The 21,021-nt window shown below is 72.6% G+C and carries 22 protein-coding genes; 5 read left to right on the plus strand and 17 right to left on the minus strand.

Annotated elements, in window-relative coordinates:
• Positions 1 to 62: 62 nt before the first annotated feature.
• Positions 63 to 899: an ATP-binding cassette domain-containing protein gene (locus E6P78_RS19230; RefSeq protein WP_136204842.1), complete on the minus strand. Its 837-nt coding sequence runs from the start codon at positions 897 to 899 to the stop codon at positions 63 to 65.
• A 140-nt stretch (positions 900 to 1,039) separates the two neighbouring features.
• On the opposite strand from E6P78_RS19230, the gene E6P78_RS19235 reads away from it, so the two are divergent.
• A complete protein-coding gene (locus tag E6P78_RS19235) occupies positions 1,040 to 1,621 on the plus strand; it encodes a TIGR03086 family metal-binding protein (protein WP_136204843.1) in 582 nt (193 codons plus the stop codon).
• Between the two features lie 68 nt (positions 1,622 to 1,689).
• On the plus strand, positions 1,690 to 2,322 hold the full coding sequence (locus E6P78_RS19240) for a DsbA family protein (RefSeq protein ID WP_136204844.1): 633 nt from the start codon (positions 1,690 to 1,692) through the stop codon (positions 2,320 to 2,322).
• Between the two features lie 14 nt (positions 2,323 to 2,336).
• Here the strand turns inward: E6P78_RS19240 and E6P78_RS19245 are convergent, their stop codons facing one another.
• The 14 genes from E6P78_RS19245 to E6P78_RS19305 all read right to left on the minus strand — a co-directional run bounded on the left by E6P78_RS19245 (position 2,337) and on the right by E6P78_RS19305 (position 15,871).
• A complete protein-coding gene (locus E6P78_RS19245) occupies positions 2,337 to 3,095 on the minus strand; it encodes a sirohydrochlorin chelatase (RefSeq protein ID WP_136204845.1) in 759 nt (252 codons plus the stop codon).
• A gap of 6 nt (positions 3,096 to 3,101) precedes the next feature.
• Positions 3,102 to 4,025: an ABC transporter permease gene (locus tag E6P78_RS19250; protein WP_136204846.1), complete on the minus strand. Its 924-nt coding sequence runs from the start codon at positions 4,023 to 4,025 to the stop codon at positions 3,102 to 3,104.
• Complete coding sequence (locus E6P78_RS19255) at positions 4,012 to 4,800, minus strand: ABC transporter ATP-binding protein (RefSeq protein WP_136204847.1); 789 nt, start codon at positions 4,798 to 4,800, stop codon at positions 4,012 to 4,014. The genes E6P78_RS19250 and E6P78_RS19255 overlap by 14 nt, the downstream gene beginning before the upstream one ends.
• A 34-nt stretch (positions 4,801 to 4,834) precedes the next feature.
• A complete protein-coding gene (locus tag E6P78_RS19260) occupies positions 4,835 to 5,950 on the minus strand; it encodes an aliphatic sulfonate ABC transporter substrate-binding protein (RefSeq protein ID WP_136204848.1) in 1,116 nt (371 codons plus the stop codon).
• Between the two features lie 282 nt (positions 5,951 to 6,232).
• Positions 6,233 to 7,573, minus strand: coding sequence for a GTP-binding protein (locus E6P78_RS19265; protein WP_136204849.1), 1,341 nt, complete (start codon positions 7,571 to 7,573; stop codon positions 6,233 to 6,235).
• A gap of 1 nt (position 7,574) precedes the next feature.
• A complete protein-coding gene (cysD, locus tag E6P78_RS19270; protein WP_136204850.1) occupies positions 7,575 to 8,510 on the minus strand; it encodes a sulfate adenylyltransferase subunit CysD in 936 nt (311 codons plus the stop codon).
• A complete protein-coding gene (gene cysC / locus E6P78_RS19275; protein WP_093705017.1) occupies positions 8,507 to 9,076 on the minus strand; it encodes an adenylyl-sulfate kinase in 570 nt (189 codons plus the stop codon). The genes cysD and cysC overlap by 4 nt, the downstream gene beginning before the upstream one ends.
• On the minus strand, positions 9,076 to 9,792 hold the full coding sequence (locus tag E6P78_RS19280; protein ID WP_136204851.1) for a phosphoadenylyl-sulfate reductase: 717 nt from the start codon (positions 9,790 to 9,792) through the stop codon (positions 9,076 to 9,078). Before E6P78_RS19280 ends, cysC begins: the two co-directional genes overlap by 1 nt.
• A complete protein-coding gene (locus E6P78_RS19285; RefSeq protein ID WP_136204852.1) occupies positions 9,789 to 9,968 on the minus strand; it encodes an IS1 family transposase in 180 nt (59 codons plus the stop codon). The genes E6P78_RS19280 and E6P78_RS19285 overlap by 4 nt, the downstream gene beginning before the upstream one ends.
• Positions 9,965 to 11,662 carry a nitrite/sulfite reductase gene (locus tag E6P78_RS19290; protein WP_136204853.1) on the minus strand — a complete coding sequence of 566 codons (1,698 nt, stop codon included), beginning with the start codon at positions 11,660 to 11,662 and terminating at the stop codon, positions 9,965 to 9,967. Before E6P78_RS19290 ends, E6P78_RS19285 begins: the two co-directional genes overlap by 4 nt.
• 114 nt (positions 11,663 to 11,776) lie before the next feature.
• The gene (locus E6P78_RS34010) at positions 11,777 to 11,860 is read right to left on the minus strand and encodes a putative leader peptide (RefSeq protein WP_309474722.1); all 84 of its coding nucleotides are present in this window, start codon (positions 11,858 to 11,860) and stop codon (positions 11,777 to 11,779) included.
• A gap of 149 nt (positions 11,861 to 12,009) precedes the next feature.
• Positions 12,010 to 12,618 carry a GNAT family N-acetyltransferase gene (locus E6P78_RS19295; RefSeq protein WP_136204854.1) on the minus strand — a complete coding sequence of 203 codons (609 nt, stop codon included), beginning with the start codon at positions 12,616 to 12,618 and terminating at the stop codon, positions 12,010 to 12,012.
• Positions 12,619 to 12,707: 89 nt separating this feature from the next.
• Positions 12,708 to 13,898, minus strand: coding sequence for a helix-turn-helix domain-containing protein (locus E6P78_RS19300; protein ID WP_240799277.1), 1,191 nt, complete (start codon positions 13,896 to 13,898; stop codon positions 12,708 to 12,710).
• Between the two features lie 335 nt (positions 13,899 to 14,233).
• Positions 14,234 to 15,871: an acyl-CoA dehydrogenase family protein gene (locus E6P78_RS19305; protein WP_136204856.1), complete on the minus strand. Its 1,638-nt coding sequence runs from the start codon at positions 15,869 to 15,871 to the stop codon at positions 14,234 to 14,236.
• Between the two features lie 74 nt (positions 15,872 to 15,945).
• Here E6P78_RS19305 and E6P78_RS19310 point away from each other — a divergent pair, with 74 nt between their 5' ends.
• Positions 15,946 to 17,082, plus strand: a complete 1,137-nt coding sequence (locus E6P78_RS19310) for a YihY/virulence factor BrkB family protein (protein WP_136204875.1) — start codon at positions 15,946 to 15,948, stop codon at positions 17,080 to 17,082.
• Between the two features lie 94 nt (positions 17,083 to 17,176).
• On the plus strand, positions 17,177 to 17,872 hold the full coding sequence (locus E6P78_RS19315; protein ID WP_136204857.1) for a helix-turn-helix domain-containing protein: 696 nt from the start codon (positions 17,177 to 17,179) through the stop codon (positions 17,870 to 17,872).
• A gap of 12 nt (positions 17,873 to 17,884) precedes the next feature.
• Here the strand turns inward: E6P78_RS19315 and E6P78_RS19320 are convergent, their stop codons facing one another.
• A complete protein-coding gene (locus E6P78_RS19320) occupies positions 17,885 to 18,328 on the minus strand; it encodes a VOC family protein (protein ID WP_136204858.1) in 444 nt (147 codons plus the stop codon).
• Positions 18,325 to 19,887 carry a 3-hydroxyacyl-CoA dehydrogenase gene (locus E6P78_RS19325; RefSeq protein WP_136204859.1) on the minus strand — a complete coding sequence of 521 codons (1,563 nt, stop codon included), beginning with the start codon at positions 19,885 to 19,887 and terminating at the stop codon, positions 18,325 to 18,327. Before E6P78_RS19325 ends, E6P78_RS19320 begins: the two co-directional genes overlap by 4 nt.
• 236 nt (positions 19,888 to 20,123) lie before the next feature.
• Between E6P78_RS19325 and E6P78_RS19330 the strand changes: the two genes are divergently transcribed.
• Positions 20,124 to 21,020: a LysR family transcriptional regulator gene (locus tag E6P78_RS19330; protein WP_136204860.1), complete on the plus strand. Its 897-nt coding sequence runs from the start codon at positions 20,124 to 20,126 to the stop codon at positions 21,018 to 21,020.
• Position 21,021 lies beyond the last annotated feature (1 nt).

The following is a 21,021-nucleotide window of genomic DNA, read 5'->3' on the forward strand; positions in this document are numbered from 1 at the left end:
GTCCCTCCGGCCGGCGGCCACCGCGCCCTCCCCCACGGGGCGCGGCGGCAGCCGGCCCGGCGTCAGCGGCGGGGCGTCCGCCGGGCGCGGGCCGTCCACCGGCCGTCCGTGCGGGTGATGTGCACCGGGTGACCGAAGCACTCGCTGACCCGGTCCGTGGTCAGCACCTCGTCCGCCGCGCCCGAGGCCAGGCACCGCCCGCCGCGCAGCAGCATCGCATGCGTGGTCGACGCGGGCAGCTCCTCCAGATGATGCGTGACCAGCACCGTCGCCAGCTCCGGATGCTCCTCGCGCAACGCGTCCAGACTGTCCAGCAACTGCTCCCGGGCGGCCAGGTCCAGCCCGGTCGCCGGCTCGTCGAGCAGCAGCAGCCGGGGCTGCGGCATCAGCGCACGGGCGATCAGCGTCCGGCCGCGCTCACCCTGCGAGAGCGAAGGCCAGCGCGACCCCGTCTTGCCGCCCATGCCCAGCATCGTCAGCAGCCGCTCCGCCCGCTCCCGCTGCCCCGGACCGGGCGACCAGCGCGGCACCGGCTCGACCGAGTTCGTCAGACCCGTCAGCACCACCTCGTCCACCGTCAGCCCGGACCGCAGCGGATGACGCGGATTGACATGGCCCAGCAGCGTCCGCAGCTCCCGCAGATCCACCCGCCCCAGCGTCCGGCCCAGCACCTCGACCGAACCCCGGGTGGGGTGAGTGACCGCGCCGAGCAGCCCGAGCAGGGTGCTCTTGCCCGCCCCGTTGGCCCCGAGCAGCGCCCAGTGCTCCCCGCCGCGCACCGTGAGCGAGACCGAGTCGAGCAGGACGTTCCCGTCGCGTACGAGTGAGACCCCGTCGGCCCGGATGACCGGCACCGGGGCCGTGACGAGGGAGGGGGACAGGGGTGCGGTGGTGGTCACGTGCGGCTGCTCCTTCGTACGGGCGCGAGCGCCTTCCGGCGCACCGGAAAGCCTAGTCCGTGGCCCGTACACCCTCGCCGCCCGCCTCCTGTCGCCTTTCTTCAATACCGGCCGGGCCGTGCGCACCTACGTTGTCGTGCATGAAGAACGAGCACGCCCACATGACCGAATGCGCCGCCGAGGCCGCCCGTGTGGCCCGGGGCGTCAGCGCCCGGCAGCTGGAGGCGACCGCCACCCCCTGCGCGGACTGGGACGTCCGCACACTCATCAACCACTGGGTCCTCTACACCTCGCACGGCATGGAGCACCGCGCCCTGCGCACGGAACTCCCCGAGGAGCTGATCGCCCGCGACTTCACCGCCGACGCCGACTGGGCCGAGCGGTACGCCGCCCAGCTGGACCGGGCCGTCGCCGCCTGGGCCGACCCGGCCGTCTGGGAGGGCGCCATCGGCACCGGCGAGTCCGCCTCCCCGGCCGCCGACACCGCCGCCATGCTCACCGAGGAGATCGCACTGCACGGCTGGGACGTGGCCCGCGCCACCGGCCAGGAGTTCCGGCTCTCCGACGCGGCCGCCGCCTACGTGCTGGGGACCGTCGAGAAGACCGCCGCGCTCTACCGCCAGTACGAGGGGTTCACCGACGAGGTGGACGCCCCGGGGGCCTCCGGATTCACCCGCGCCCTCGCCCTGAGCGGGCGCGACCCGCAGTGGAGCGCGGGCTGAAATTGGCCCAGGCCGCAGGGTACTGAATGGCCCGGACGAGAGGGCCAACGGCTGGCTACGCTCACCCCATGACAACCCACCGCACCCCGGAACGGGGCAGGCCCGTCGTCGACTTCTACTTCGACCCGGCCTGCCCGTTCGCCTGGATCACCTCCCGCTGGATGCTGGAGGTGGAGCAGCACCGCGACATCGAGCTGCGCTTCCACGTCATGAGCCTCTACCTGCACAACACCGGCAACGAACTCCCCGACTGGTACCGCGACCTGGTCGACCGGTCGATCGGCCCCGTGCGGGTCGCCGCCGCTGCGGCAGAGGAACACGGCGAGGAGGTCCTGCGCGACCTGTACACGGCCCTCGGCAGCCGTATCCACCAGCAGAAGAACGAGGACTTCGACGAGGTCGTCGCCCAGTCCCTCGCCGAGCTGGGCCTGCCCGCGCGACTCGCCGGGGCCGCCCGCACCGAGACCTACGACGAGGCCGTGCGGCGCAGCCACGAGGCGGGCCGGGACCCGGAGGCCGGCGGGTACGTGGGCACACCCACGATCCACGTCGACGGGACGGTGTGGTTCGGCCCGGTGCTGCGGGCGATCCCGCGCGGCGAGGAGGCGGCCCGGCTGTTCGACAGCTTCCGGGTGCTCGCCGGCCACGCGGACTTCTTCGAGCTCAAGCGCGCCCGCACCGGCGGCATCGACGTGGGCTGAGCGGCCCGGCCGGCTCAGGCGCTGAGCGGGACCGGGCGCGCGGACCGCACGCGGGCCTCGTCGTACCGGTCCAGCAGCAGCCGGGCCAGCTCCGGCGCCGGCCCCAGCACCCCGGCCAGCACATCCGCGCCGGCCTCGGCCGCCCCCGCCGCGATGCGGTCCGGGAGGCGGCCGGGCGCGATCACGTACGGGGCCACCGCCACCCGGCGCACGCCGTCGGCCCGCAGGGCCCGTACCGCGTCCTCGGTACAGGGACGGGATGCGGAGGCGAACGCAGGCCGCACGGAACACCAACCGGTGTGCCGCAGCTCCCGCGCGATTTCAGCGATCACTGCGATCGCCTCCGGGTCTGTGGAGCCCGCCGAGGCCAGGACGAGCCCGGTCGAACTCCGGTCGCCGGGGCGGACCCCGGCCTCGTACAGCCGCCGTTCCAGGGCGGCGTTCAGCAGCGGCGACGGGCCGAGCACCTCGGCCTGCCGCACCCGCAGCCGGGGCAGCGCGGCGCGGGCCTCCCGCAGAACCGCCGGGATGTCCGACTTGGCATGGAACGCCCGGGTGAGCAGCAGTGGCAGCGCCACCACCTCGTGCGCGCCCTCGGCGGCCAGCCGTTCCAGGACCCGCGGCACCGAGGGTGCGTTGAAGTCCAGGAAGCCGGTCTCCACGCGCAGCCCCGGCCGCGACGCCCGTACCCGCGCGGTCAGCGCGTGCACGGTCGCGGCGTGCCGCGGGTCACGGCTGCCGTGGGCGATGAGGAGGAGGACCGGAGAGGACATGGCGGCTCAGTTCCTGACGAGGAGACCGCGGCTGCGCAGCACCCACCGCTCCAGCGGACTGAAGATGAGCAGGTCGATGGCGATGCCGACGAAAAGGATCAGGATGATGGCGAGGAAGATGCCCGGCATATCCGCGTTGTTGCGGCCGTTCTCCAGCAACTGCCCGAGTCCGAGGCCGAGTTCCGGGGACGAGGCGATGATCTCGGCGGCCATCAGGGAACGCCAGGAGAACGCCCAGCCCTGCTTGAGACCGGCCAGGTAGCCCGGCAGGGCGGCCGGCATCACGATCAGCCAGGTGCCGCGCAGCCCGGTCGCGCCGAGGGTGCGGCCCGCCCGCAGGAACAGCGGCGGCACCTGGTCGACGCCGGAGACCAGGCCGTTGGCGATCGAGGGCACCGCGCCGAGCAGGATGACCGCGAACATCATCTTGTCGTCGAGCCCGAGCCAGATCACGGCCGGCGCCACCCAGGCCACCGAGGGCAGCGACTGAAGCCCGGACAGGATCGGGCCGATCGCGGCCCGGACGAACTTCACCCGGGCCACCAGCAGGCCGAGCGGGGTGCCGATGACGACCGAGAGCAGGAAGCCGAGCAGACCGCGCGAAACGCTGGTCCACACCACCTCCAGCAGGGTGCCGTGCAGCCACATGTCGCGGGCGCTGTCCCAGACGGCGGAGGGCGAGGGCAGCTTGTAGTCCTCGGTCACCTCGGCCCAGACGAGCACCTGCCACACGACGAGGACCAGGGCCACCGCCAGCAGCGGGGGCAGGACCTTGCGCAGCAGGACCTCGCGCACCGGGGTGCGCTGCACGTGCACCGCGTCCAGGGCGTCCAGACCGGCCTCCAGACCGGCCAGGTCGTCCGGCTTCCCCGAACCGGGCCCGCTCCCGCCGGAGCCCGCCTCGTCCGACTTGATGTCAGTGCTGGCCATGACGGCGGATCTCCCCACGCAGTTGTTCGGTGATCTCGACGGACAGCTCCGCCACGGAGGTGTCCTCGATGCGGCGCGGCTGCTCGATGTCGACCGTCCACTCCCGGGCGATCCGGCCGGGGCGGGACGAGAGCAGCACCACGCGTTCGGCGAGCCGTACGGCCTCGCGCACGTTGTGCGTGACGAAGAGGACCGAGACGTCGGTCTCGCGCCAGATCCGGGTCAGCTCGTCGTGCAGCACATCGCGGGTGATGGCGTCGAGCGCGGCGAAAGGCTCGTCCATCAGCAGCAGTTGGCTGTCCTGGGCGAGCGCGCGGGCCATCGCCACACGCTGCCGCATGCCGCCGGAGAGCTCGTGCACCCGCTTGCCGTACGCTCCGCCCAGGCGCACCAGCTCCAGGAGCCGTTCCGCCTCCTCGCGGCGCTGCGACTTCGGCACGCCGCGCAGGCGCAGCGCGAGTTCGATGTTCTTGCCCGCGGTCAGCCACGGGAAGAGGGCGTGCTCCTGGAACATCAGGGCCGGCCGGCCGCCGGGGGTCTCGATGGTCCCCCCGGTCGGCCGGTCGAGTCCGGCCACCAGGTTGAGCAGCGTCGACTTGCCGCACCCGGAGGCTCCCAGAAGGGTGACGAACTCGCCCGGGGCGACATCGAGACTGATGTCGTCCAGGACCAGCTGCGTTCCCGCGGGCCCGGCGAAGGACTTCGAGACATGTGCGAGACGAGCGGCGTGCCCGACCGAGACACGGTCCTCGGCCTTGGTGAGGGTGTTCGCCATGGTCGTCACCTCCTGGGAGTCTTCGGGCGGCTGGTTACTTGACGCCGAGGCCGGCGTCGTCGGCCTCGGGCTTGCCCGCGGCCTTGAGGATCTTGTTCAGCGGCTTCAGGTCGTAGATGCCCTTGAGGTCGGGCTGCTCCAGCAGACCGGCCTTCACCGCGTGCTGGGCCTGCGCGTCGAGCGTGGCGGCCAGCGGGTCGTCGGTGATCAGGATCGACTTCCACGCAGGGTCGATCACCTCGGCCGGAAGCTCCTTGCCGGTGAGCTTCTTCAGCGCGGCGTTGGCGGCGTCCTTCGCCTTGTCCGGGTTGGCGTTGATCCACGCGTTCGTGGCGACGGAGCCGCGCAGCACGGCCTCGACGACGTCCTCGTGTTCCTTGAGGAACTTCTGCGACACGATGATGTTGGTGATCACGAACTGGTCGTCCGGCCACAGCTTCGACTCGTCGAGCAGTTCCTTCGCGCCCTCGGCGACCAGCTTGGACGCGGTCGGCTCGGGGACCCAGGCGCCGTCGATGGAACCGGAGCGGTAGGCGTCGGGCGTCACCTTGTTGTCCGTACGGACGACGGAGACGTCACCCTTGCCGCTCTGGGCGTCGACCTTCCAGCCCTTCTCGGAGATCCAGTTGAGGAAGGCCACGTCCTGGGTGTTGCCGAGCTGGGGGGTGGCGATCTTCTTGCCCAGGAGGTCGTCCAGGGACTTGATCTTCTTGGGGTTCACGACGAGCTTGACGCCGCCGGAGGCGGAACCGCCGATGATCCGCAGGTTCTTGCCCTTGGACTTGGTGTAGCCGTTGATGGACGGCGAGGGGCCGATGAAGCCGATGTCGATCGAGTTGGCGTTCAGCGCCTCGATCTCGGACGGGCCGGCGTTGAAGGTGGCGGTCTTGAGCTGGGTGCCGCCCAGTTCCTTCTGGAACAGACCCTCCTGGTCGCCCACGAGCGCGGTGGCGTGCGTGAGGTTCGGGAAGTACCCGATGCGCACGGTGTCGGCGGAGAGTTTCTTCCCGTCGGCGGCGGCATTCGCCTTCTTGGCGTCGTCGTCGGTCGCCTCGGAACCGTAGCCGCAGGCGGTCAGCGCCACGGCCAGCAGGGGCAGGGCGGCGACGGCGGCGATGCTGCGGCGCAGCGTGGTACGGGGGGCAGGCACGGGAGGTCTTCCTCTCGGAGGCCCGGTGCTCACGCCCCTCGGAATTGCGGGGGCGCGGCCGGGCGGTCGGCAGGTCTTCGTCGATGCGGGCGGTGCGGGCGGAGCCGTTGGTGCTGCCGGGCGCGCAGGCAGTGCGCGTACGTCATCGCGCACATCGCGCCACCCCGCCCTGCCCTCCCCCAACCTCTCGAATCTGCTCAAGGAGGGGGCACCCCCTCCCGAGGGCGCCGCTGCCGACGAGGCCGCCCTCCTTCGCGAAGGTCGGGTAGATGTCGATGCCCATCAGAAGTCCCACTCGGCGTCGTCGTCCGCCGCCGGTGCTTCCTCGGCCGCCGCGAACGAGGCGCCCGCCATGCCCGCCGACAGCGTGGTGCCGTCCGCCGGGTCGATCAGGAGGAAGGAGCCGGTGCGGCGCGAGTCGGCGTACGCGTCGAGCGCGAGCGGTTCGGCGGTGCGGACCACGACCCGGCCGATGTCGTTGGCGACGAGCCGGCCGGGTGCCGGGTGCTGCGAGAGGTCGTCCAGGGTCAGCCGCGAGGGGATGTCCTTGACGATCGCCTTGACCGTACGGGTGGTGTGCTTGAGCAGCACCCGCTGCCCCACCGTGAGCGGCTGGTCCGCGACGTGGCAGACGGTCGCCTCCACGTCCTGGGTGACGGCCGGCGCGTCGTCCACCGGGGAGATGAGGTCGCCGCGCGAGACGTCGATGTCGTCGGCCAGCCGCAGGGTCACCGACTGGGGGGCCCAGGCGATGTCCACACTGTCGCCGAGCAGGTCGATCCCGGCGATGGTGGAGGTGCGGCCCGAGGGCAGTACGGTGACGGGCTCGCCGACCCGGAACACACCGGCGGCGATCTGGCCCGCGTAGCCCCGGTAGTCGGGGTGCTCGGCGGTCTGCGGGCGGATCACGTACTGGACGGGGAAGCGGGCGTGGCAGCCGGTGAGGTCGTGGCTGACCGGGACCGTCTCCAGGTGCTCCAGGACGGTCGGACCGCCGTACCAGTCCATGTGCGCGGACGGCTCCACGACGTTGTCGCCGGCCAGCGCGGAGATGGGGATCGCGGTGATCTCGGGGACGCCGAGGGAGGCAGCGTACGCGGTGAACTCCTCGGCTATAGCGGCGAACACCGGCTCCGCGTAGTCCACCAGGTCCATCTTGTTGACGGCCAGCACCACGTGCGGGACGCGCAGCAGCGCCGCGACCGCGGCGTGCCGGCGGGTCTGCTCGACCACTCCGTTGCGGGCGTCGACCAGGACGACGGCCAGTTCGGCGGTGGAGGCGCCGGTGACCATGTTGCGGGTGTACTGCACATGGCCGGGGGTGTCGGCCAGGATGAACCGGCGCCGGGGGGTGGCGAAGTAGCGGTAGGCGACATCGATGGTGATGCCCTGCTCGCGCTCGGCGCGCAGTCCGTCGGTCAGCAGCGCCAGGTCCGGCGCCTCCTGGCCGCGGCTGCGCGAGGCGTGCTCGACGGCCTCCAACTGGTCGGTGAGGACCGACTTGGAGTCGTGCAGGAGCCGTCCCACGAGGGTGGACTTGCCGTCGTCGACCGAACCCGCGGTGGCGAACCGCAGCAGGGTGGTGGCCGCGAGCAGATCGGCCGACTGGGTGGACGTGGTCATTTTAGAAGTACCCCTCGCGCTTGCGGTCTTCCATCGCGGCCTCGGACATCTTGTCGTCGGCGCGGGTGGCGCCCCGTTCGGTGAGCCGGGAGGCGGCGATCTCGGTGATCACGGCGTCCAGCGTGGTGGCGTCGGAGTCGACGGCCCCGGTGCAGGACATGTCGCCGACCGTGCGGTAGCGCACCTGACGGGTCTCGGTCTTCTCGTGCTCCTTGGGGCCGCCCCAGTCGCCCGCGGTGAGCCACATGCCGGAACGGTTGAAGACCTCGCGCTCGTGGGCGAAGTAGATCGCCGGGAGCTCGATCTGCTCGCGCTGGATGTACTGCCAGACGTCCAGCTCGGTCCAGTTGGAGATCGGGAAGACCCGGACGTGCTCACCGGGGGCGTGCCGGCCGTTGTACAGCTGCCACAGCTCGGGGCGCTGGCGGCGCGGGTCCCACTGGGAGAACTCGTCGCGCAGCGAGAAGACCCGCTCCTTGGCGCGCGCCTTCTCCTCGTCGCGCCGCCCGCCGCCGAACACGGCGTCGAAGCGGTGCTGCTGGATGGCCTCGGTCAGCGGCACCGTCTGGAGCGGGTTGCGGGTGCCGTCGGGCCGCTCGCGGAGCTTGCCGGCGTCGATGTACTCCTGGACGGAGGCGACGTGCAGCCGCAGCCCGTGCTCGGCGACCGTGCGGTCGCGGTACTCCAGGACCTCGGGGAAGTTGTGCCCGGTGTCCACGTGCAGCAGGGCGAACGGCACCGGCGCGGGCGCGAACGCCTTGAGCGCCAGGTGCAGCATCAGGATCGAGTCCTTGCCGCCGGAGAACAGGACCACCGGCCGCTCGAACTCGCCCGCCACCTCGCGGAAGATGTGCACCGCCTCGGACTCCAGGGAGTCCAGGTGGCTCAGTGCGTACGGATTGTCGGTGCCTTCCGACACAGTCGCGACGGTCGTCACGCTGCACCCCTCTCGCTCAGCAGCGCGTACAGCTCCGCCGCGGACTCCTGCACGGTCTGCCGGTGCGACTCGATCCGCAGATCGGGCGATTCGGGCGCCTCGTAGGGGTCGTCCACCCCGGTCAGCCCGCTGATCTCGCCCGCCGCCTGCTTGGCGTACAGCCCCTTCACATCGCGCTCCGAGCACACCTCGACCGGAGTGGCGACATGCACCTCCAGGTACGCGGTGCCTTCGGCCTGGTGCCGCTTGCGCACCGCGTCGCGGCTGTCCGCGTACGGGGCGATGACCGGGACCAGCACCTTCACGCCGTTGGCCGCCAGCAGTTCGGCGACGAAGCCGATCCGCTGGACGTTGGTGTGCCGGTCCTCGCGCGAGAAGCCGAGGCCCGCCGAGAGGAACTCGCGGATCTCGTCGCCGTCGAGCACCTCCACCCGGTGGCCCTCGCCGCGCAGCCGCCCGGCGAGTTCGTAGGCGATGGTGGTCTTGCCCGCGCTCGGCAGACCGGTCAGCCAGACGGTGGCCCCCGTCTCCGTCACGCTCATCGAAGTCTCCTGATCAGTCGTCATCAGCCGTGCAGCCCGCACTCGGTCTTGCCGCGCCCGGCCCAGCGGCCGGCCCGCGCGTCCTCGCCCTCCAGCACCCGGCGGGTGCAGGGCGCGCAGCCCACGGAGGCGTAACCGTCCATCAGCAGCGGGTTGGTGAGCACACCGTGCTCGGCGACGTACGCGTCGACGTCTTCCTGGGTCCAGCGGGCGATCGGCGAGACCTTCACCTTCCGCCGCTTCTCGTCCCAGCCGACCACGGGGGTGTTCGCCCGGGTGGGGGACTCGTCGCGGCGCAGCCCGGTCGCCCAGGCCGTGTACGCGGTCAGGCCCTCTTCCAGGGGCTTGACCTTGCGCAGCTTGCAGCAGAGGTCGGGGTCGCGGTCGTGCAGCTTCGGCCCGTACTCGGCGTCCTGCTCGGCCACCGTCCGGCGCGGGGTCAGCGTGATGACGTTGACGTCCATCACGGCGTCCACCGCGTCCCGGGTCCCGATGGTCTCCTCGAAGTGGTAGCCGGTGTCGAGGAACACCACGTCCACCCCGGGCAGCACCCGGGAGGCGAGGTGGGCGACGACCGCGTCCTCCATGGAGGAGGTGACGCAGAACCGGGGCCCGAAGGTCTCGGTCGCCCACCTGAGGATGTCGAGCGCGGAGGCGTCCTCCAGCTCGCGTCCGGCTTGTTCGGCGAGCTCCCTCAGGGCCTGGTCGGTGAGCGTGTCGGTTTCCCGAGTGACCGTCATATCCCGTCCCCTCCGACGTTGTTGGGCTTCAGTCCCTGGCTCAGCAGCCCCAGGAACTTCAGCTGGAACGCGCGATTGCAGGAGGCGCATTCCCACGCCCCGTGCCCGGCCTCGTGCGGGCGCAGGTCCTCGTCGCCGCAGTAGGGGCAGTGGAACGGGGCGGCGCGCTCACTCATGACAGCGACTCCGCACTGGCCCGGGCGGCCCAGGTGGCGAAGCGCTCGTCGCTCTCGCGCTCCTCCAGGTAGCGGCCGATGACCCGCTCGACGTAGTCGGGCAGCTCGTCCGAAGTGACCTTCAGGCCCCGCACCTTGCGGCCGAACCCGGCGTCCAGCCCGAGCGCCCCGCCGAGGTGCACCTGGAAGCCCTCGACCGCGCTTCCGTCGGCATCGAACATCAGCTGGCCCTTGAGGCCGATGTCCGCCGTCTGGATGCGGGCGCAGGCGTTGGGGCAGCCGTTGAGGTTGATGGTGAGCGGCTCGTCGAAGTCGGGCAGCCTGCGCTCCAGTTCCTCGATGAGGGAGGCGCCGCGGCCCTTGGTGTCGACGATCGCCAGCTTGCAGAACTCGATGCCGGTGCAGGCCATCGTGCCCCGCCGGAAGGTCGAGGGCTTCACCTGGAGACCCAGGGCCTCCAGGCCGGCGGAGAGGGAGTCGACCCGGTCCTGCTCCACATCGAGGATGATCAGCTTCTGCTCCACGGTGGTGCGCACCCGGTTCGAACCGTGCGCCTCCGCCAGCTCGGCGATCTTGGTCAGCGTGGTGCCGTCCAGCCGGCCGACGCGCGGGGCGAAGCCCACGTAGAACCGGCCGTCCTTCTGCGGGTGGACGCCCACGTGGTCGCGCCAGCGCGAGACCGGTTCGGCGGGGGCGGGGCCGTCGAGCAGCGGACGCCGCAGGTACTCGTCCTCCAGCACCTGGCGGAACTTGGCGACGCCCCAGTCGGCGACCAGGAACTTCAGCCGGGCGCGGTTGCGCAGCCGCCGGTAGCCGTAGTCGCGGAAGAGGCCGGCGACACCCGCCCAGACATCGGCGACCTCGTCCAACGGCACCCAGGCGCCGAGGCGTTCGGCCAGCCGGGGGTTGGTGGAGAGCCCACCGCCGACCCAGAGGTCGAAGCCCGGGCCGTGCTCGGGGTGTTCGACGCCGACGAAGGAGATGTCGTTGATCTCGTGCACGACGTCCTGCACCGGCGAGCCGGAGATCGCGGTCTTGAACTTGCGGGGCAGGTTGGAGAATTCCTTGTTGCCGATGTAGCGCTCGTGGATCTCCTCCAGCGCCGGGGAGCCGTCGATGATCTCGTCGGCGGCGATCCCGGCCACCGGCGAACCGATCATCGTGCGCGGGCAGTCGCCGCACGCCTCGGTGGTGGAGAGCCCGACGGCCTCCAGCTTCTGCCAGATCGCGGGCACGTCCTCGACCCGCACCCAGTGCATCTGCACGTTCTGCCGGTCGGTGATGTCGGCGGAACCACGGGCGTACTCCTGCGACACCTCGCCGATGGCGCGCAGTTGAGCGGTCGTCAGCCGGCCGCCGTCGATGCGCGTGCGCATCATGAAGTACTTGTCCTCGAGCTCCTCCGGCTCCAGGGCCCCGGTCTTGCCGCCGTCGATTCCGGGCTTGCGCTGGGTGTAGAGACCCCACCAGCGGAACCGGCCGCGCAGATCGGACGGGTCGATCGAGTCGAAGCCGCGCTTGGAGTAGATCGTCTCAATGCGTGTCCGCACGTTGAGACTGTCGTCGTCCTTCTTGAGCTGCTCGTTCGCGTTGAGGGGCGTGTGGTGTCCCATGGCCCACTGGCCCTCACCACGATGGCGCCCGGCCTTGCGGCGGGGCGTCGCGGTAGCGGTGTTCTCCGGGCTCGCGGCCATGGCAATACGTCCTTCGGGACTGCAGGAGGGCGGCTCTGAACTGCACACTCGCGTCTGGCGCGGCGGTGCGCAGGGCTGAACTGAAGTAAGGAGATCTCGGCGGCGCTGGGACTCTCAGCTCACCGGACAGATGGCGCTGGACATGCGGCCGAGGTCGACGTGGCGTCGACTCACCAAGGCAATTCCAGTTCCGGACATGACGAAAGCGTGTCATGGGGATCTCGGAGCAGTCCACCACTATCCATGATGTGGACGAGACTGTCCCGGTTCATGAGACGGTGTGGCGCCCGTCACGCGGACGACGGGCGCCGGGGTGCACCGTAAAACCGGACAAGCGCGGTGATTTGCTACGGAAGCAGCTCGCGGCCGGAGCCCGGCCAGGGGCCAGGGGTCGTCACCGGCTCCTCCAGTTCCGTGCGGGTGTCGAAGAGCCGGAAGCCGCGCCGCAGGTAGTTGGCCATCGCGTGCGGACCGTCCTTCGAGCAGGTGTGCAGCCACACCCGCTTCGTCGCAGGGCGCCCCGGCCACCGCTCGGCCAGGTCCCAGGCGCGGGCCGTGCCGTACGACAGCAGATGACCGCCGATCCGCCGACCCCGGAAGGCGGGGACCAGCCCGAAGTACATGATCTCGACCACGCCGTCGTCCTGCGGGTCCAGCTCGATGTAGCCGGCCGGGGTCCCGTCCGCGTACGCCACCCACGTCTCCGCACCCGGCCGGTCCAGAACCTCCTGCCACTGCGCGTACGTCATCGCCAGCCGGTCCGTCCACCGGATGTCACCGCCGACCGCCGTGTACAGGAAGCGGCTGAACTCGGGCAGCGGCACCTCGGAACGCACGATCCGGACGTCCGCGTCCGGCACGGCGGCCGGCCGCAGATCCCCGGGCGAGGTCTGCTCCAGCGACCAGATGGTCACCTCGTCGACGGCGGGGCCTGCGGGGCGCACGGGGTTGCTCATGGCTGCCAGACAACCATGCCCCGCCACCCGCGCCCCAGCCGGGTGCCCCTCACCACCCCCGGCACCCGGGACCTGCGCGGACACACCGCTCAGCAAGCGCCGCGCGCCGCCACGACCACCGGGGCCTTCGAACGCGGCAGCAGATCCGCCGGGTCCTCCGGATGGATCACCTCCACCTCGACACCCTCCCCGAAACGGTACGGGCGGTGCGCCAGCACCTCGGCGAGATGGCGCCGCAGCCGCGAGATCTCCGCCCGCACCGTCACCGTCCTGGTCGCGTCACCGAAGAGGTCCTGCGCCAGCTCCGACGCCGTACTGCCCTCGCGCCGCACCGCCAGTGCGTACAGCAGCTCGGCGTGGCGCGGGGAGAGCCGCTGCGTCCACGTCCCCACCGGGCTCACCACGTTCACCGCGAGCGTGCGCGGCCGGCTCAGATCGAGCACCACCCGGCGCGGCGGGCTGTCCATCGCCCCGTCCGCCACCTGCACCAGCCAGCCGCCCGGCAGCGACTCCACCCGGCACATCCCCATCGACGGCAGCCACACCCGGCCCGGCTCCAGCGACTTCGGCAGCGGCAGCCGGTCCACCGGAGGCATCCCCGTCACCGCCGCCGTCCAGCCGTGGCCGTCCACCGCCAGGGCCCGCCCGCCCGCCCGGCACAGGATCGGCGCGGCCACCGAACGCAGCCGGTCGATCGCCTCCAGATGCCGGACCCGGATCTCGCTCTCGGCCAGCCGGGCCACCGAGCCCACCAGGGCCAGCGTCGTCGGGTGGAACGTGGACGCGGGACCACTGATGTCGACGATCCCCATCAGCCGGCCGTCCCGCGGATCACGCACCGGCGCCGCGGCACACGTCCACCCGTGCAGACTGCGCACGAAGTGCTCCGCCGAGTGCACCCGCACCGGGGCGCGCGAGGCCAGCGCCGTACCGATCGCGTTGGTGCCGGTGCTCTCCTCCGACCACGCCGCACCCTCCGCGAGGCAGATGCCGTCGGCCCGGCGCAGCACCCCCGTGTTGCCCTGGCGCCACAGCACCCGGCCGTCCACATCGGTCACCACCATGATCTGCTGCGAGGCGTCCGCGATGCTCGCCAGGCCGTCGCTGAGCAGCGGCATCACCTCGCCCAGCGCGGAACTGCGGCGCCGGTGCTCGATCTCGTCCGCCTCCAGCAGCCGGCTTTGCGTCGTCTGCTCGGGATCGATGCCGCTGCGCAGCACCCGGTCCCACGAGGCCCCGATCTCCGCCCGGGGCGCCGCGGGCATGCGGTCGCCCGCCATCCGCGCCTCCCGGGTCCGGTGCACCAGGCGCCTGGTCTGCGCGGCCTCCTGGGCCGTCAGCCGCACCACGTCGACCGGAGTCGTCTCCACGCCGGTTCCCCCTCACACCCGTGCCCGGCCCGTTCGCGGGGCCGAGCCCCCATCCTGCCGCTACGGGAGCCCCGATACCGCAACCCCACACAATGGTTGCAACCCTCTGCAACTCTGGCGAGGGCCCCGGGCCCGTACGAGAGTGGCGGTACACCGTACGGCGGGGCTCCGGCCCCGACTCCGGTGTGTACAGCATGGGGGGTGGTGCCGTGTCGGCGCAGCACCACCCCCTGTTGCTGCCCCGGTCAGCGCTCCACCGGCCGGGCCCGGGCCACGACCGACGCCAGATCCAGGGTGTGCGGCAGCGTCCCGAACGCCGCGCCCCCGTCCCCGCCCAGGCGCGACGCGCAGAACGCGTCCGCCACCTCCGGCGGCGCCCAGCGCACCAGCAGCGAGCCCTGGAGCACCAGCACGATGCGCTCCACCACCCGGCGGGCCCGCGCCTCGATCCCCGCCAGATCGGCGAGCTCCGTCAGCAGGCCCTTGATCGCCGCGTCGAGCCGGTGATCGGCGCCCCGGGCCCGCCCGACCTCCTGGAGGAACGCGTTCAGCGCGAGCGGTTCGCGTTGCAGCACCCGCAGCACGTCCAGCGCCTGGATGTTCCCCGAGCCCTCCCAGATCGAGTTGAGCGGCGCCTCGCGCAGCAGTCGGGGCATGCCCGACTCCTCCACGTAGCCGTTGCCGCCCAGGCACTCCAGCGCCTCGCCCACCACGGGCGTGCACCGCTTGGTCACCCAGTACTTGGCCGCCGGCACCGCGATCCGCAGGAACGCCGACTCGCTCCCGCCCCCGTCGTCGTAGGCCGCCGCCAACCGCATCGCCAGCACGGTCGCCGCCTCCGACTCCAGCGCCAGATCGGCCAGCACATTGCGCATCAGCGGCTTGTCCACCAGCGGCCCGCCGAACGCGGAGCGGTACGTCGTGTGGTGCACCGCCTGCGCCACCGCCTGCCGCATCAGCGCCGCCGAACCCGTCACACAGTCCAGCCGGGTCGCCGCCACCATCCCCATGACGGTGCGCACCCCGCGCCCCTCCTCACCGATCCGGCGCACCCACGTCCCGTCGAACTCGACCTCCGCCGAGGCGTTGGACCGGTTGCCCAGCTTGTCCTTGAGCCGCTGGATCGCGAACGGGTTGCGCGTGCCGTCCGGCAGCACCCGGGGCAGCAGGAAACAGGTCAGCCCGCCGGGGGCCTGCGCCAGCACCAGGAAACCGTCGGACATCGGCGCCGAGCAGAACCACTTGTGCCCGGTCAGCAGGTACTCGCCCTCCCCGGACAGCGGCTCGGCGCGCGTCGTGCCCGCCCGCACGTCCGAGCCGCCCTGCTTCTCCGTCATCGCCATCCCCAGCAGCGCCCCGGCCTTCTGCCCGGCCGGCCGCAGCCCCTCCTCGTAGACCCGCGAGGTCAGCAGCGGCTCCCATTCCGCGGCCACCGCGGGCTCGGTGCGCAGGGCCGGCACCGCCGCGTGCGTCATCGACAGTGGGCAGCCGTGCCCCGCCTCGGCCTGCGTCCACACCAGGAAGCCCGCCGCCCGGCGCACATGCCCGCCCGGCCGGTCCCAGGCCCCGGTCAGACCCGAGCCGACGGCGTGGCCCAGCAGCCGGTGCCAGGCCGGGTGGAACTCCACCTCGTCGACGCGGTGCCCGTACCGGTCGTGGGTGCGCAGCCTCGGCGGGTTCTCGTTCGCCTGCGCGCCCCAGGCCGCCGCCTGGGCGGAGCCGGCGGACTGCCCGAGCCGGGCCAGCCCCTCCCTGGCGTCGTCCAGCACCTCGGCCGGAAGGTGGCGTTCGACGGCCTCGCCGAGCACCCGGTCCGCGCCGAATACGTCGTAGCCGAGCAGGGGAGGGGGCTGATTGGACACAGTGTGGGTGGTGGCTGCCATGCCGATACGGTAAGGACGTGCAGGCAGCAAACGAAACACCCGAGCGGCCACCGGGCCGGCTCCACCGGGCCCGAGTGCTCTACCGCAACGTCTCCAAGCGGCAGCTTGCCTGGCAGTTGCTCAAGGACACGGTCAACTCGTGCATGGAGTACCGCATCCTGGGACTCGCCGCGGAGGCGGCGTTCTTCACCCTGCTGTCCCTGCCCCCGCTGCTCCTCGGCCTGATCGGCCTGCTCGGTTACGTCGACGAGTGGACCAGCACCACCACGGTCGCCTCCATCGAGCGCAACATCCTCAGCGCGGCGCACACCATGCTCTCCGAGCGCGGCGTCAACGACTTCGCCAAACCGCTCCTGGCGGACGTCACGACCGGCGCCCGGCCCGACGTCATCTCCATCGGCTTCGCGATCGCCCTGTGGTCCGGCTCCCGCGCGGTCAACGTCTTCATCGACACGATCACCGTGATGTACGGGCTCGACGGCCAGCGCGGCATCGTCAAGACCCGGATGCTCGCCTTCCTGCTGTACGTGGTGGCGCTGCTGCTCGGCGCGGTGGTGCTTCCGCTGCTGGTGGTCGGACCCGACCGGGTCGTGGAGTTCATACCGTGGGGCACGGAGGTCATCGCCGTCCTGTACTGGCCCCTGGTGATCCTGCTGTCGGTCTCCTTCCTCACCACGCTCTACCACGTGTCCGTGCCCGTGCGCTCGCCGTGGATCGAGGACATGCCGGGCGCCCTGGTGGCGCTCGCGATGTGGGTGCTCGGCAGCTTCCTGCTGCGGATCTACCTCACCAGTACGGTCGAGGGCCCCACCATCTACGGATCGCTGGCAGCCCCGATCGCCGTGCTCCTGTGGATCGGCGTCTCCGCCTTCGCGGTCCTGGTGGGCGCCGCCGTGAACGCGGCCATCGACCGGGTCTGGCCCTCGGTCGCGACGGCCGCCGCCCGCGCCGCCAACGACCGGGTGCGCGCAGCCCAGGCCGCCGAGTTCGTGGCCCGCACCCAGGCGGCGAGCTGGCACGGCGGACCGCAGAACGACGACGAGGACGAGGACGAGGAGGAGGACGACGAGGGCGACGTGGGCGACAGCCCGTACATGCCGTCCGAGTTCCCCGAGCGCTGGTCGCGGTTCCTGCCGCCGGACGACGTGAAGTCACGGCTCCAGCCCAGCCGCGAGAAGGACGCGGAGAAGCCGCACCCCTACGACGAGTGAGTGACGGGCGCCGGCGGCCCGGGCCTGCGGTCCCGCTCCTTTGCTCCCGGCAGCCGCTTACGCACCCGCCGCGTCCGTGGACGACACTGGCGGCATGGGCGACAGCTACGAAGAGCACGCGTCCCGGCTGGACGGCGCGAAGGTCTGGACCCTGACCGTGCCACCGGGCACGGCCCACCCGGTGCTGCCCGACGGCTGCATGGACCTGCTGTGGAGCGGGGACCGGCTGCTCGTCGCGGGCCCGGACACGCACGCCGAGCCACCCGTAGAGACCGGCGGGGCCTGGGCGGGCATCCGCCTCGCCCCCGGCACCGCGCCCGCGCTGCTGGGCGTGCCCGCCCACGAACTGCGCGACCGCCGCGTCGCGCTGGCCGACCTGTGGCCCGGCGCCCTGGTCCGCGCACTCACCGAGCGCGTCGCCGAGGCGGACGACCCGGCCGCGGCCCTGGAGGACATCGCCCTGGACCGGGCGGCCCGCACCGAGCCGCCCGACCCGGCGATGCGCTCCGTCGCCGCGCGGCTGGAGGCGGGCGCCACCGTCGCCGAGGCGGCCCGGGCCGCCGGCCTCGGCGCCCGCCAGCTGCACCGCCGCTCCCTGACCGCCTTCGGCTACGGGCCCAAGACGCTCGCCCGGGTGTTTCGCCTCCAGCGGGCCCTGGCCCTCGTACGCTCCGGGCTGCCGTACGCGGAGGCGGCGCTCGCGGCGGGCTGCGCCGACCAGGCGCACCTCGCCCGGGACATGCGCGACCTGGCCGGCACCACCCTGACCGCCCACTTCGGCCGCGCCTGAGGAGCCCGGGGCTCAGCCGGCGGGGGCGAACAGCGAGACCGCGCAGCCGTCCGGGTCCAGGACGACGGCGTACCGCTGCCCCCACACGGCGTCCCACGGCTTCAGGTGCCCCCGGTAGCCGGCGCCGGTCAGCTCCTCGTAGACCGCGTCGACCTCCGCCGGGCTGTCGCACAGGAAGGCGAGCCCGAGCCGGTCCCCGCCGGACGGCGGGGACCAGTCGGGGTCGTACGAGCGGACGATGTCCTCGGTGTCCCACAGCAGGCGCCCGCCGCCCGGCAGGGTCACCTCGACATGGGGTGCGCAATCCGCGCCGGCCGGGATGCCGAGGCCGAGCCGGCGGTAGAAGGCGAGCGATGCGGGCAGATCGGCGGTGGTGATGCCGATCGCGTCGAGTCGTGGAGTCATGCCCCGACCGTAGGCCGCCGCCCGGACCACGGTCTTGTACGAATCGGTCATGCCCCCCGGAGGGCGCGGTGCACGTCCGCCGGGGAGGTGCCCGGGTCCGTCAGCGCCAGACCCAGGGCGGCCCGCTCGGTGACCCAGCGGGTGGGGCGGTGGCGCGGGTCGCCGGTCGTGGCGTGCAGCGCCCGGTGCAGCTCCAGCATCCGGGCCGCGCCGATCCGCTCGCCCCAGGCCAGCGGCCCCACCGGGTAGCCGAGCCCGGTCGTCACGGCCACGTCGATGTCGGCCGGGGCGGCGAGCGAACGCTCCGCGATGGACGCCGCGACCGACACGATCGAGGCGAGCAGCCGCTGCGCGACCGAGCCGGCCGTGTCCCGGACCACCGACACCGCGTACGGCTCGCCGCCGTCCGCCGCCCGGGCCAGCACCGCGCGGGCGTCCCCGGCCGCCGCCGGGTCCGCCGCCGGCGTCACCGCCAGCACCCGCCGTCGCCCGGTCGCCGGCAGCGGGTCCACACCGAAGGTGCGGGCGGCGGGCAGCCCGTGCGCGGCCACCGCCGAGGCGACCGTGGTGCCCCAGACAGGGACCAGGACCAGCGCCCCACCGGACGGCCGCTGCCCGCTCCCGACCGTCGCGCCCGCCGAGGCCAGCGCCTCCCGGAGCGCCGCCGCGTCCGCCTCCCGCGCCGGGTCCGGGGCGAAGACGTGCACCGGGCGGTCCGCGTCCCCGGTGACCGGCGGCTCGGGCGCGGGGCCGGGGGCCTCGGGGCCGTACGCGTACCAGCCGCGTCCGGTCTTGCGGCCGTGCAGGCCGGCCGCCACCCGGTTCGGGGTCAGGTAGGAGGGGCGCAGCCGGTCCTCGTGGCGGAAGCCCTCCCAGATCGAGTCGATGACGGCGGCGGTCACATCGAGCCCGGTGAGGTCCATCAGCTCGAACGGGCCCATCCGCAGCCCCAGTACGTCCCGGGCGATCCGGTCGATGTCCGACGGCTCGCCGACGCTCTCCTCCAGCAGGGCCAGAGCCTCCGTCACCAGCCCGCGCCCGGCGTGGTTGACGAGGAAGCCCGGGGTGTCCGCGACCGTCACCGCGCGGTGGCCGCAGCTCTCCACGAGCGAGGTCAGCAGCGGCGGGATGTCCGGCCGGGTGGCGGCGCCCGGCACCACCTCCACGATCCGCATCAGCGGCACCGGGTTGAAGAAGTGCAGCCCGGCCAGGCGCGCCGGGTCCTTCAGCGCGGCGGCGATCCGGGTCACGGACAGCGAGGAGGTGTTGGTCGCGAAGACGGCGGAGGCGGGCAGGGCCCGCTCCAGGCGGCCGAAGACCTCGGCCTTGGTGGCCAGGTCCTCGCGTACGGCCTCGACCACCAGCTCGACGTCCGGGCCCGCCGCCCACGGGTCGTCCAGCGGGATCAGCCGCTCCAGCGCGGACGCCGCGTCCCCGGCGGACATCCGGCCCTTGGCCACGGCCCGGTCCAGCATGGAACGTACGAAGGCGACCGCGTCCGTCACCGCCTCGGTGCGTACGTCGCACAGCTCGACGGTGTGTCCGGCCGAGGCCGCCCACTGGGCGATGCCGCGGCCCATGGCTCCGGCGCCGACGATCCTGATACGCATGCGGGTCACGGTCCTCTCGACAAGGCGGGTCGGGCGGGGCGGTTCAGCGCGGGTACACGCGGCCCGGGTCGGCATCCTCGCGCAGCAGCCGCAGCTCGTCCCGGGCGGCTCCTCCGTCCGCGCGGGCTCGGCCCCACCGTGCCAGCGGTCATTGAGGGGTGTCCAATACCGAATTAAGGTCGGATCAGGACGCCGGACGAATCAATGGCGTCGGTGGACCGACCGGAAGGACCGGCGTGGAGCTGCGTCATCTCTCCGCGTTCCTCGCCGTGGCGGAGGAGCTGCACTTCGGCAGGGCCGCGAAGCGGCTCCAGATGGCACAGCCGCCGCTGAGCCAGCAGATCCGGCAGCTGGAGAAGGAACTCGGCGTCCAGCTGTTCGAGCGCAACACCCGCTCGGTGCGGCTCACCAGCGCGGGGGACTCGTTCCTCCAGCCGGTCCGGACCGTGCTGGACGACCTGGACACGGCGGTACGGGCCGCGAGGGCGGCCGGGCGGGGCGAGTACGGGCGGGTCGGCATCGGCTTCGCGGGCGCCTCCAGCCGCGAGACGCTGCCGCTGCTGACCCGGGCGGTGCGGGCCGCCCACCCGGCGATCGAACTGGTCATGACCGGTCAGACCTACGCCAACGTCGCGCTCGCCCGGGTCGCGGACGGCTCCCTGGACCTGGGCTTCGTACGGCTGCCGGTGACCCAGCCCGGCGTGGTCTGCCGGGTGATCGACGAAGAGGTGCTGGTGTGCGCGCTGCCCTTCGACCATCCGCTGGCCGCCCGCGAGGAGATCCCCCTCGGCGCGCTGGCCGGGGAGCCGTTCGTCTCGTTCCCCGCGAACACCGGCTCCACCGTGCGCGACGCGATGGTGGAGGCCTGCGAGTCCGCCGGATTCAACCCGAGGGTGGTGCAGGAGGCGCCCGACTCGTACACCATCCTGGCGCTGGTCGCGGCGGGCGTCGGGGTGACGCTGACCGTCACCTCCGTCCAGCACATCCAGCAGAACGGCCTCGTCTACCGGCCCCTCGCCGGGCCGCCCATCAGACGGCAGGCGGCGCTGGCCTGGCGGGCGGACAACCCGTCGGCCGCCCTGCGCGCCGTGCTCGCCGTCGCGGAACGTGCGCTGCCCACGCCGGTCCACTGAA

This window comes from Streptomyces sp. A0958 (assembly GCF_004795035.1).
In the GTDB taxonomy this organism is placed as follows: domain Bacteria; phylum Actinomycetota; class Actinomycetes; order Streptomycetales; family Streptomycetaceae; genus Streptomyces.

Bases quoted from the DNA above. Each gene is read 5' to 3' on its own strand.
- E6P78_RS19245 (WP_136204845.1), bottom strand. From the start codon at position 3,095: ATGTCCTCTCCGGTCCTCCTCCTCATCGCCCACGGCAGCCGTGACCCG.
- E6P78_RS19290 (WP_136204853.1), bottom strand. From the start codon at position 11,662: ATGGCCGCGAGCCCGGAGAACACCGCTACCGCGACGCCCCGCCGCAAG.
- E6P78_RS34010 (WP_309474722.1), bottom strand. From the start codon at position 11,860: ATGTCCGGAACTGGAATTGCCTTGGTGAGTCGACGCCACGTCGACCTC.
- E6P78_RS19250 (WP_136204846.1), bottom strand. From the start codon at position 4,025: ATGGCCAGCACTGACATCAAGTCGGACGAGGCGGGCTCCGGCGGGAGC.
- E6P78_RS19300 (WP_240799277.1), bottom strand. From the start codon at position 13,898: ATGGCGGGCGACCGCATGCCCGCGGCGCCCCGGGCGGAGATCGGGGCC.
- E6P78_RS19285 (WP_136204852.1), bottom strand. From the start codon at position 9,968: ATGAGTGAGCGCGCCGCCCCGTTCCACTGCCCCTACTGCGGCGACGAG.
- E6P78_RS19280 (WP_136204851.1), bottom strand. From the start codon at position 9,792: ATGACGGTCACTCGGGAAACCGACACGCTCACCGACCAGGCCCTGAGG.
- E6P78_RS19295 (WP_136204854.1), bottom strand. From the start codon at position 12,618: ATGAGCAACCCCGTGCGCCCCGCAGGCCCCGCCGTCGACGAGGTGACC.
- E6P78_RS19255 (WP_136204847.1), bottom strand. From the start codon at position 4,800: ATGGCGAACACCCTCACCAAGGCCGAGGACCGTGTCTCGGTCGGGCAC.
- E6P78_RS19240 (WP_136204844.1), top strand. From the start codon at position 1,690: ATGACAACCCACCGCACCCCGGAACGGGGCAGGCCCGTCGTCGACTTC.
- E6P78_RS19235 (WP_136204843.1), top strand. From the start codon at position 1,040: ATGAAGAACGAGCACGCCCACATGACCGAATGCGCCGCCGAGGCCGCC.
- E6P78_RS19305 (WP_136204856.1), bottom strand. From the start codon at position 15,871: ATGGCAGCCACCACCCACACTGTGTCCAATCAGCCCCCTCCCCTGCTC.
- E6P78_RS19315 (WP_136204857.1), top strand. From the start codon at position 17,177: ATGGGCGACAGCTACGAAGAGCACGCGTCCCGGCTGGACGGCGCGAAG.
- E6P78_RS19325 (WP_136204859.1), bottom strand. From the start codon at position 19,887: ATGCGTATCAGGATCGTCGGCGCCGGAGCCATGGGCCGCGGCATCGCC.
- E6P78_RS19320 (WP_136204858.1), bottom strand. From the start codon at position 18,328: ATGACCGATTCGTACAAGACCGTGGTCCGGGCGGCGGCCTACGGTCGG.
- E6P78_RS19265 (WP_136204849.1), bottom strand. From the start codon at position 7,573: ATGACCACGTCCACCCAGTCGGCCGATCTGCTCGCGGCCACCACCCTG.
- cysC (WP_093705017.1), bottom strand. From the start codon at position 9,076: ATGACGACTGATCAGGAGACTTCGATGAGCGTGACGGAGACGGGGGCC.